The organism is Variovorax sp. 160MFSha2.1 (assembly GCF_048305075.1).
In the GTDB taxonomy this organism is placed as follows: Bacteria; Pseudomonadota; Gammaproteobacteria; order Burkholderiales; family Burkholderiaceae_C; genus Variovorax; species Variovorax guangxiensis.
The window spans coordinates 833,295-843,704 of the sequence record NZ_CP157624.1 but is presented as its reverse complement, the minus strand read 5'-3'; the positions used below and the strand labels follow the sequence as shown (position 1 = coordinate 843,704).

The window sequence follows — 10,410 nt, the reverse complement described above, 5'->3', positions numbered from 1 at the left end:
CTCCCTGATTTTTCGATCTAAAAGTGAATTCCCGGGAGCTCCGGCTATGTTGCTCGGATGCATCCCGAAAAGTAAAAAACAAAAGGATGGCCGGCGCCCGAATTACAAGCGCTGGCCCAACAATTGCCCGCGATGCAGGCAACCCTCAATTCATCTGAGGAACATCGGCGAGACGGTGTGCAGCTTGTATCCCTGGCCGAATACGGCGCGCAGCATCAATCCATTGGCCGGTTCTATATTGAGCTTCCTGCGAATCTTGAAAACGCAGACATCCAATGCGCGAGAGCGCAGGCTGACGGTGTCCCGCCAGAAAAGGCCATAGAGCTGCTCCCGGCTCAAAAGGCAATCCCTGTTCCTGAACAATTCGAGGGCGAGGTCGAATTCACGGGGCTGCAGGTACATTTCCCGCTCTTCGTGGAACACACGGCGTTCGCTGATCTGGAAACGGTAGCCCCGGTAGATCAGGAGCTCGTTTCTTCCCGCGCCATATGCAGCGAGAGTGGTGCGGTGAAGCAGGCCCTGGGCTTTCGATCTGACCTCGTCCAGATCGAAGGGATGAAGCACGAAATCGAAATTCCTCTCGCCCGAAAACTCACGTTCGATGCCCTGTTGTGCAGCGACGCTGTCGCTGTTGACGGCGAACAGCAGCGGCGCGTCTATCAGGGCGCGGACCGAGTCCAGCCACTGCACGGTGGCGTCCACGGGCAACGGCAGCAGGACCAGCCCCGAGCGCTGCCCTGCCTGAAGCGAGCCAATGAAATCGCCCAGCAGATCGAAGCCGTCGGCGTGGGACTGCTCGCGCTGGCGCGGCGGCAGATAAATCAGCTGGGATTTGTCCAGGCTCAGGGCCTGGGCGCGAGACTCCGGCGAAACCATTCCAAACTCTCCGTTCAACGTTGGATTTCATGGAGAGCGCGTTCACCGCATCCCCATGATCCCTTTCGGGCTGGGGAATGTATCTATTTACAATCGGATCAGACAATGTCGGTCATTGACTTCAAATGACCTACATTGACCAATTCATGCATGCATAAAGTGAAAACTTTTGTGTAATGAATGGAAGAAAATCACAAAGTTGGGGGAGGAGCCAGAAAACTTCTTGTCCTGGCCTAAAGTCAATGCGCATTAATGACGATGAATGTCATCAAATGCTGCCAAAGACGCTGAAAACGTTTTCTTTCTGGCATCGAAAAATTCACGCTTCGCCACGGCGTGCCGAAGGCCTCCACGCCGTCGGGGAAGCCCGCCGATTTCAGCGCGGCAGCCCGATGGGAGTCGGTTGCAGCGGAATCGTCAGACGGAACACCGTGCCCTCGGCATCGCTGGAGAGCAGCACCACGTCTCCGCCGTGCTGGCGGGCGATGGTCCGCGAGATGTGGAGCCCCAGCCCCGAGCCGGGCACCTGGGTCGACGTGACTCCCCTGAAGTAGCGCTCGAAGAGGCTGCCTCGCTCGCCGTCGGGGATCGGTTCTCCCTGATTGCAGACCGTCACACTGAAAAGCCCTGTCCCGGATTCGCATCGCACCGTGACCGCCGAATCGGCAGGCGAGTACTTCAGGGCGTTGTGGACCAGGTTGCGGATCGCCATTTCGATTCTTGCCGGGTCGCCCTCGCACATCGTCCGCTGCGCTGGCGCCTCGACGCCGAGGCGGGCGTTTTCTTCAGGCAGCCCGACGCCCCGGACGCTTTCGATCACCTCGCGCAAATCGAAGCTGCGTGCGGCAGGCCTGGGGGAACCGGTCTCCAGCGCGTCGTCCTGAAGGATGTTCTCGATGAGCACGGCGAGGCGGCGGGTGGCCTTGCGGATCTTGCCGACGGCGCGCTTGACGGCCTCGTCCCGGCCGGACGGCGACAGCTCCAGGGCATGCGCCACAGCGTCGACAACGGCGAGCGGCGTGCGGAACTCGTGCGAGACGACAGCGACGAATTCGCGCTGGCGCACCCGTTCCTCCAGCGCCGTCTTGGCGACTTTCATCGAATCGAAGGCGCGCTTGCGCTCCGCGCGCAGCGCAAGTTCCGCCCGCCGTGAACGGCTGGCCACCGCGAAGTTGAGCATTGCCAGGTTCGCGAGCTGAAGCATGGGAATCCAGAACTCGAGGATGAACGGGTTCTTCATGGTCACGAACCCCAACAGCACCAGCAGGTAGAAGGTCCAGGACAGGTTCACGCAGGTGAAGACGACGGCCGCCAGCAGGTAGTGGAACGCCCGGTGGCGGACCATCAGCCAGACGACGAACCCGAGGTTGAAGAAGCCGACCGTGATCTGCAGGTAGGCCGCCGCATGGATGGCGGCGTCCACCCCGCCCGCCGAAAGAACCGCCATGGCCGCGAAGGCCAGCGCCGCGGCCTTCATGAACCAGGCCGCCCGCGGCGAGTAGCTGTCGTAGTCGAAGAACCGCCACGCGAACACGGCGGCGATCGACATCAGCGCACCCGAGCTCGCATCGACGAAGCGGTCGGCCACCAGCGGCGCATCGGGAAACATCAGCGAGCTCGCGTAGCCGAGCATGGAGGCGACGGCCACCAGCATGGAGAACAGGAAGAGCGCGTAGACCGGGTAGATGCCGTTGCGCAGCCAGACCCAGAAGATCAGGTTCATCAGCACCATCACGCCGATGGCACCGGCGAACGCCGAGAGGAAAGCCATCCGGCTCGCCTCCGCCCGCTCCAGCCCGGCCCGTTGCCAGACGTGCAGGCACAGGGGAGCCAGGCCATGCGTCTTCACCCGCACGTAATAGGTTTCGGGCGATGAGCCCACCACGACGGGGAAGGCCATCATGCTGCTGCGGATGGCCCGGTCGACGAAGGGCTGCTGGTCGCCCAGTCGCTCGACCGCAATCCTGCCGGAGGCATCGCGCCGGTAGACCTCCACGTCGTCGACCCAGTTGGGGAATATCTGGATGGCCCATTGCGAAAGCGCGCCGGGCTCCTGCTGCAAGGAAAACCTGATCCAGTAAATCTCGCCTGCCCGAAGTCGGCCGAGGCGGGTATCTCCGGCTATAAACTCCACGCCGCCGCGGGCTGAAATAATGTCCTCGATGGAAGTATTTCCGGATGTATCAATGAATATTTCCTCTTGGCCGAGCAACGAGACGGGTTCTTTCAGCCCTTGATCGCTGCGAAGCACAAGAGCATGTGAACAAAGCGAAATCAGCCACAGCGCCATCCCCGCGATCAAAACAAGACATCTATTTCTTTTCATGTTGTTGATATTGTCCGGCGAATCTTCGGCGCCAGCAGCGCGTCGCAGCCGAGACCGAGGAGAGGTGCATCATGAATATTCCGAACTCCAATACCGATAAAAAGATAACCGTCTACCTGATCGAGGACGAAGAAGACCTTCAGGAAGCACTGGTCTACAGCCTCGAGCAACTGGGTTTCAAGGCCTCCGGCTTCTCGACGGCGGCGGAGTTCTACAGGGCCTACGCGGTCAATCGATGCGACGTGGTAGTGATCGACATCGAACTGCCGGACGAGAACGGTTTTTCGATCGCCCAGCACCTGCGTTCCGCCAGCAATGTCGGGATCGTCTTCGCAACCGCGCGCGGCGACCTCAGCGACCGGGTGCGCGGCCTGCGCGGCGGCGCCGATGCCTATTTCGTGAAGCCGGTGCATGCCGAGGAGCTCGCGGCCTCGATCGAAGCCATCTACCGACGCATCAAGGCAGCCGAGGCGAGCGCCGGCCGGGCGCTGCAGCCGCATCAACCCGAGACGCCGCGCGGCACGGGGCGCTGGGTGCTCAAGGAAGGCGACTGGATCCTGTACGCCCCCGATGGCCGGGCGCTGCGCCTCACGATGTCGGAGCGCGCCATCGTCACCAGCCTGTTCAAGCAGCGCAACAAGCCCGTCGACCGGACGCAGCTCGCAGCCGCGCTGGGCGGCGGCGATCTCGAGAACTTCGACCTGCAGCGCGTCGATGCCGTGGTCAGCCGGCTGCGGCGCAAGGCGACGGCGGCGGGCATTTCACTGCCACTGCATGCCGTGAGAGGCACCGGCTACCAATTCCAGACCTGAGCTCAAGAGCGGGCCGCCCGCAGGATGCGGCTGCAGCCCTACTTGAACTCGTCGACCGTCAGCCCGAGCTTGCGCACCTTATCGTGCAACGTCTGCCGCGCGATGCCCAGGGCGGCGGCCGTGGCGGGTTGGTCGCCGCGCTGGCGCCGCAGTTCCTCGACGATCACCGCGCGCTCGAACGATTCCACCTGCTGCGGCAGACCCCGCGGCAAAGCCGGCACACCTTGCGCGCTGCCATGCGTCTGCGTCAGGCGCTCCCCCAGGAGCCCCAGCACGAAGCGGTCGGCCACGTTGCGCAGTTCGCGCACATTGCCGGGCCAGGCGTAGGCCATCAGGTCGGCCAGCTGCGCGTTGCTCAGCAGCGGCGCGGGCCGGTCGTAGCGGGTCGCGGCCTGGAGCGTGAAATGCTCGAACAGCAGCGGAATGTCTTCCCGACGCTCGCGCAGGGGCGGCAGCTCGATGAAGGCCACGCCCAGGCGGTAGTACAGGTCGGCCCTGAACTTCTGCTGGTCGCTCATGGCCTTCAGGTCGTCCTTGCTCGCGGCCACCACGCGGCAGTCGAAGGGAATGGTCTTGTTGGAGCCGATGCGCTCGATGCTGCGCTCCTGCAGCGCGCGCAGCAGCTTGATCTGCACCGCCATCGGCATGCTCTCGATCTCGTCGAGGAAGAGCGTGCCGCCGCTGGCGTATTCGAACTTGCCCACGCGCATGCGGCTCGCGCCGGTGAAGGCGCCGGCCTCGTGGCCGAAGAGCTCGCTCTCGGCCAGCGACTCGGGCAGCCCGCCGCAGTTCAGCGGCACGAAATGCTGGCGCCGGCGCGCGCTGTGGTCGTGCAGGCAGCGCGCGACCAGCTCCTTGCCGGTGCCGGTCTCGCCGTAGACCAGCACGTCGGCCGACGTCTCGGCCAGCGTCTTCACGGTCTGGCGCACCTGCTGCATCTGCGCCGAACGGCCTATCAGCACCGACTGGATGCCCTGCCAGTTCTCCAGCGCGTCGCGCAATGCGCGCACCTGCAGGCTGAGCTGCCGCCGCTCGATGGCGTGGCGAACGATGGCTACCAGCCGTTCGGAACTGAAGGGTTTCTCGATGAAGTCGTAGGCGCCCTCGCGCATGGCCTGCACGGCCATCGCGATGTGGCCGTGGCCGGTGACCAGGATCACCGGCAGCTCGGGGTCGACGGCGCGCAGCTCGGGCAGCCACTCGGTGCCGCTCAGGCCCGGCAGGCGCACGTCGCTGATGACGACCGCCGGCACGCCGAACGTGATGTGCGCCCGCGCGCGCTCAGCGCTCGGGAAGGACTCGACTTCGAAACCGGCCAGGGTCAGCACCTGGGTGGTGCTGACGCGGACGTCTTCGTCGTCCTCGATCAGCATCACCCGGATCGCAGGGGCTTCGCTCACTTGGGGATCACTCCTGTTGTGCAATGGAAAGGGCGTCGGCAACCGGCGGGTTGCTGCTGCTGTCGTGGATCACGGCAATCGCCGCCGGCAGGTCGACGACGAAGCATGCCCCGCCGCCGTCCAGGTTGGCCGCGCGCAGCGTGCCGTCCATGGACCGCACCAATTGTGCCGAGATCACGAGCCCCAGTCCCAGGCCCGACCCCGCCGCCTTGCCGGTGACGAAGGGTTCGAACAGCCGCTGCAGGATGTCCGGGCGGATGCCCGGGCCGGTGTCGGTCACCGACAGCAGCACGCGGCCCTCCTTCGGCCGTGCTTCCAGGCGCAGCTTGCGTACCGGCGCGTCCTGCATCGCGTCGATGGCGTTGCGCATCAGGTTGGCGAGCACGCTGCCGAGCGCGGCCTCCTCCGCCATCACGCTCAGCGCGGGCGGCTGCACGTCGACCTCGATGGCGACGCGCTGCTTGCGCGAAGCCTCGGCCACGATCACCTGTGCGTCGGCGATCGCATGCGACAACAGCACCGGCGCCAGCGGCAACTCGCTCTTGTAGGCGAAGGTGCGCAGCTGCGAGGTCAGCCGCGCGAGCCGGTCGACCATGCCGCGGATGCGCTCGAGGTTGCCTCGCACGTCTTCCAGCCGGTTCTTGTCGAGCAGGATGGACGCGCTTTCCGAGAGCGTGCGCATCGCGGTGAGCGGCTGGTTGAGCTCATGCACCACGCCGGCCGACATCTGCCCCAGCGCCGCCATCTTGCCGGCATGCACCAGCTCGCCCTGCGCCGCGCGAAGCTGCGCGGTGCGCGCGGCCACGGTCGATTCGAGCGTATCGTGCGCCGCCTGCAGCGCGGCCTGGTTCGCAAGCTTCTGGCGCACGGCGCGGCGCCGCTGCCACAGCGCCACGGCCACCAGCAGCAGCACCGTCATCGCGAGGCCGGCGGTGATGGCCGCGTTGCGCGCCGCCACATGCAGCGGCGCGAGGTTGTCGAGCACCACCAGCTGCCATGGCGCGCCGCGCAGGGTGCGGGCCGAGGCGAGCTGATCGACGCCGTCGAGCGAGATCACCTGCACGTCGCGGTCCAGCGCTTCCTTCTGCGTCCACTGCAGCGGCTGCAGCGCGGCCTCGCCGTAGGGCCGCGAGCGCAGCACCTCGGCGCGCTGCAGTGCGTCCAGCGGCAGCAGCGGCCTGAACTTGATGTCCTCGCGCGTCGAGAGAATGACCACGCCGCGCTGGTCGATCAGCGCCACGTCGCCCGGCAGCTTGCGCCAGGCGCGCTCGGCTTCCTCGAGGTTGATCTTCACCGCCACCACGCCGCGCGAGGCCTGCCCGCGTCGCAGCGCATACGACAGGTAGTAGCCCGGCTTCTTGCTGGTGATGCCCACGCCGTAGAAGCGGCCCCTGCCCTGCCCCAGCGCGTCGATCACGTAGGGCCGGAACGACAGGTCCTGGCCCACGGTGGTGCCGGGCTTGTCCCAGTCGGAAGCCGCCAGCGAGGTGCCGGAGGCGTCGAGCACGTAGAGCATTTCCGCTCCGGCCGCGGCGTTGACGCCGTCGAGGTAGCGGTTGACCGAATCGCGCAGCCGCATGTCCGACGGCGTGCCGAGCAGGGCCGGCACCAGGGGCGTCATCTCCAGCAGCGCGGGCAGGTAGTCGAAGCGGGCGAGGTCGGCGTCCAGGCCGGTGGCGAGCATGTCGAGCCGATGGTCGGCGGCTTCGCGCAGCCGGGCCAGGCCGGTCTGCATCGCGACCTGATAGCCCGCGAAGGCGGCCACGGCCACCAGGGCCAGCGCGCCGCCCCATCGGGGCAGGCCGCGCCATCCTCTCGTCGCCTGGTCGGAGTGTGGGTCTAGACGCCGGGCCGGCTCCCTTGGATTCATGGGCCCGTTATTGCACAAGGCCGGGCCTCCCGCATTAGTGGCAGCCCGATGGCCCCAGGGCGGGGCCGGAGGGAGCGGAAAAAAGATCAGGAAGCCTGGCGCGCGCCGCTGGCAGGCATGTGCGTCTCGGTGGCGTCGAGCACGCGCTCGGGCTCGTCGGCCTCGGCCGTGCTTTCCTGGTTCAGGTGCTGGTTCATGCGCACGGTGTCGAGGTCGCCCGTCCACTTGGCGACCACGAGGGTGGCCACGCCATTGCCGATCAGGTTGGTGAGCGCGCGGGCTTCCGACATGAAGCGGTCGATGCCCAGGATGAGCGCCAGCCCCGCCACCGGCACGTGCCCCACCGCCGACAGCGTCGCCGCCAGCACGATGAAGCCGCTGCCCGTGACGCCCGCCGCGCCCTTCGAGGTCAGCAGCAGCACCGCCAGCAGCGTGAGCTGCTGCGTCAGCGTCATGTCGGTGTTGGTGGCCTGCGCGATGAATACCGCCGCCATCGTCAGGTAGATGGAGGTGCCGTCGAGGTTGAACGAGTAGCCGGTCGGAATCACGAGACCGACCACCGACTTCTTCGCGCCCAGGTTCTCCATCTTGGCCATCATGCGCGGCAGCACCGATTCGCTGGACGAGGTGCCCAGCACGATCAGCAGCTCTTCCTTGATGTACTTGATGAACTTCCAGATGCTGAAGCCGTGGAATCGCGCAATGAGCCCCAGCACCACGAAGATGAAGAGCAGGCAGGTGGCGTAGAAGGTGGCCATCAGCTGGCCGAGCTGCAGCAGCGAGCTCACGCCGTACTTGCCGATGGTGAAGGCCATGGCACCGAAGGCGCCGATGGGCGCGACCTTCATGATGTAGCCGACGATCACGAAGAGCACGTGCGAGCCCTTCTCGATCACGTCGAACACCAGCGTGCCGCGGCCGCCGAAGCGGTGCAGCGCGAAGCCGAACATCACGGCGATCAGCAGCACCTGCAGGATCTCGCCCTTGGCGAAGGCGTCGACCACGGTGTTGGGAATGATGTTGAGCAGGAAGTCGGTGGTGCTCTGCATCTTGCCCGGGCCGGTGTAGGCCGCGATGCTCTTGGTGTCGAGCAGGCTCACGTCGACATTCATGCCCGCGCCGGGCTTGAGCACGTTCACCAGCACCAGGCCCACGATGAGCGCGATGCTGCTGACGATCTCGAAATACAGCAGCGCCATGCCGCCGGTCTTGCCGACCTTCTTCATGTCCTCCATGCCGGCGATGCCGACCACCACCGTGCAGAAGATGATCGGCGCGATGATCATCTTGATCAGCTTGATGAAGCCGTCGCCCAGCGGCTTCATGGAGGCGCCAGTGTCGGGATAGAAGTGGCCCAGGAGCACCCCCAGCACGATGGCCGTGATGACCTGGAAGTACAGGGATTTGTAGAAGGGTTTGGGGGCGGTCTGGTGTTCCATGGGGGTGCTCATTGGTTTGTCTCCAGGTTCGTGACCGAGCCCCGCATCAGGGGCGCACGGCCGGCCGGTGGTTCAGCAATCGACATGCCACGGCCGGCAAGGGCTGGGGCGCGCCCTAAGTCCTTGATTTCACGGGGCTTTTCTTCACGCGGCGCGAGGCGCCCCGCCGACGATCCGGATGCCGCCGACCGGCCCCGTCCGACCTTCCGGATCGTTAACTCCGGGTAAACCCTAAACACCCGGCGGTGTCAGACTCGGCGGATGAACGACAACGCCCAGCCTGCCGCGGCCACGGAAAGCGCCTCCAGGCGCATCGCGCTCACCGTGGCGGCCGCCTTCTTCATGGAGACGCTGGACGCCACCGTCATCGTCACGGCGCTGCCGGCCATCGGGGCGGCCTTCGGCATCGGCGCTCTGGACGCGAGCCTGGGCGTGACGGTCTACCTGATCGCGATGGCGGCGCTGGTGCCTGCCGCCGGCTGGTGCGCGGGGCGCTTCGGCGCGCGGCGTGTGTTCGCGCTGGCGGTCGGCACCTTCACCCTCGCCTCGCTGGCCTGCGGGCTCGCGCCGAGCTTCGAGTTCTTCGTCGCGGCGCGCGTGCTGCAGGGCGCGGCGGCCGCCTTCATGTCGCCGGTGGGCCGGCTGGTGGTGCTGCGCGAGACGCCGAAGCACCGGCTGATCGAGGCCATCGGCACCATCACCTGGCCGGGGCTCATCGCGCCGGTGATCGGGCCGCCGCTGGGCGGGCTGATCGCCACGCATGCCTCGTGGCACTGGATCTTCCTGCTGAACGTGCCGCTGGGCCTCGCCGGCCTGTGGCTGGTCATGCGGCTCTTTCCGCGCCGGGCCGACACGGCACCGGTGCGCTTCGACGCCGCCGGCTTCGTGCTCACCGCCATCGCGCTGGCCGCGCTGGTCGAGGGCCTCACGCGGCTGGGCGGGCCGCAGCCGGGCTCGGCCGCCACGCTCGGCCTGCTGGCCGCCGGCGTGGTGGCCACCATGGCCGCCGTGCACCATGCACGCCGCGTGGCGACGCCCCTGCTCGACCTGCGCGCGCTGGCGGTGCCGACCTACGCGCTGGCCACCGCGACGGCCGGCTTCATCTCGCGCGTCGCGATCAACGCATCGCCCTTCCTGCTGCCGCTGATGTTCCAGATCGGCTTTGGCATGAGCGCCTTCCAGGCCGGCTCGATGCTGCTGGTCTACATGGCCGGCAACCTCGTGATGAAGAGCGCCACCACCGCGGTGCTGCGGCGCTTCGGCTTTCGCCGCGTGCTGACGGTGAACGGCGCAATCTGCGCCGCCACGCTGTTCGGCTGCGCGCTGCTGTCGCCCGGCGATCCGCTGCCGTGGATGTGCGTGCTGCTCTTCGTGGCCGGCATGGCGCGTTCGATGAACTTCACCGCCATCAACACGCTGGCCTTTGCCGACGTGCCCGACGAGACCCGCGCGGGCGCCAGCACGCTCGGCACAATGCTGCAGCAGGTGTCGCTCGCGCTCGGCGTGGCGCTGGGCGCGATGGTGCTCGGCGCATCGCAGGCGCTGCGCGGCGCGGCGGCCGTAGAGCTGGTCGACTTCCGCCACGCCTGGTACGTGGTCGGCCTGCTGATGGCCATCGCGACCCTGATGATGCTGCGGCTCGACCGCCATGCGGGCGTGGCGGTGTCGCGCAGGGCGTGAGAACATC

Annotated in this window: 7 protein-coding genes; 2 read left to right on the top strand and 5 right to left on the bottom strand. The window is 66.5% G+C overall.

All coding sequences use genetic code 11. The features are described 5' to 3' along the window. Positions 1-150: 150 nt before the first annotated feature. Both ABL838_RS03695 and ABL838_RS03690 read right to left on the bottom strand, forming a co-directional pair. Positions 151-876, bottom strand: coding sequence for a winged helix-turn-helix domain-containing protein (locus tag ABL838_RS03695; protein WP_184634374.1), 726 nt, complete (start codon positions 874-876; stop codon positions 151-153). Positions 877-1,252: 376 nt separating this feature from the next. After that, positions 1,253-3,202 carry an ATP-binding protein gene (locus tag ABL838_RS03690; protein WP_418124188.1) on the bottom strand — a complete coding sequence of 650 codons (1,950 nt, stop codon included), beginning with the start codon at positions 3,200-3,202 and terminating at the stop codon, positions 1,253-1,255. A 71-nt stretch (positions 3,203-3,273) separates the two neighbouring features. On the opposite strand from ABL838_RS03690, the gene ABL838_RS03685 reads away from it, so the two are divergent. Next, positions 3,274-4,014, top strand: a complete 741-nt coding sequence (locus ABL838_RS03685) for a response regulator transcription factor (protein ID WP_418119001.1) — start codon at positions 3,274-3,276, stop codon at positions 4,012-4,014. A gap of 38 nt (positions 4,015-4,052) precedes the next feature. On the opposite strand, the gene ABL838_RS03680 is transcribed toward ABL838_RS03685, so the two are convergent. The 3 genes from ABL838_RS03680 to ABL838_RS03670 form a co-directional block, all read right to left on the bottom strand. After that, the gene (locus ABL838_RS03680) at positions 4,053-5,414 is read right to left on the bottom strand and encodes a sigma-54-dependent transcriptional regulator (RefSeq protein WP_418124186.1); all 1,362 of its coding nucleotides are present in this window, start codon (positions 5,412-5,414) and stop codon (positions 4,053-4,055) included. A 7-nt stretch (positions 5,415-5,421) separates the two neighbouring features. Continuing rightward, a complete protein-coding gene (locus tag ABL838_RS03675; RefSeq protein WP_418119000.1) occupies positions 5,422-7,284 on the bottom strand; it encodes a sensor histidine kinase in 1,863 nt (620 codons plus the stop codon). Between the two features lie 86 nt (positions 7,285-7,370). Then, a complete protein-coding gene (locus tag ABL838_RS03670; RefSeq protein WP_126021728.1) occupies positions 7,371-8,723 on the bottom strand; it encodes a dicarboxylate/amino acid:cation symporter in 1,353 nt (450 codons plus the stop codon). Between the two features lie 261 nt (positions 8,724-8,984). Here ABL838_RS03670 and ABL838_RS03665 point away from each other — a divergent pair, with 261 nt between their 5' ends. Then, on the top strand, positions 8,985-10,403 hold the full coding sequence (locus ABL838_RS03665) for an MFS transporter (protein ID WP_418124184.1): 1,419 nt from the start codon (positions 8,985-8,987) through the stop codon (positions 10,401-10,403). Positions 10,404-10,410 lie beyond the last annotated feature (7 nt).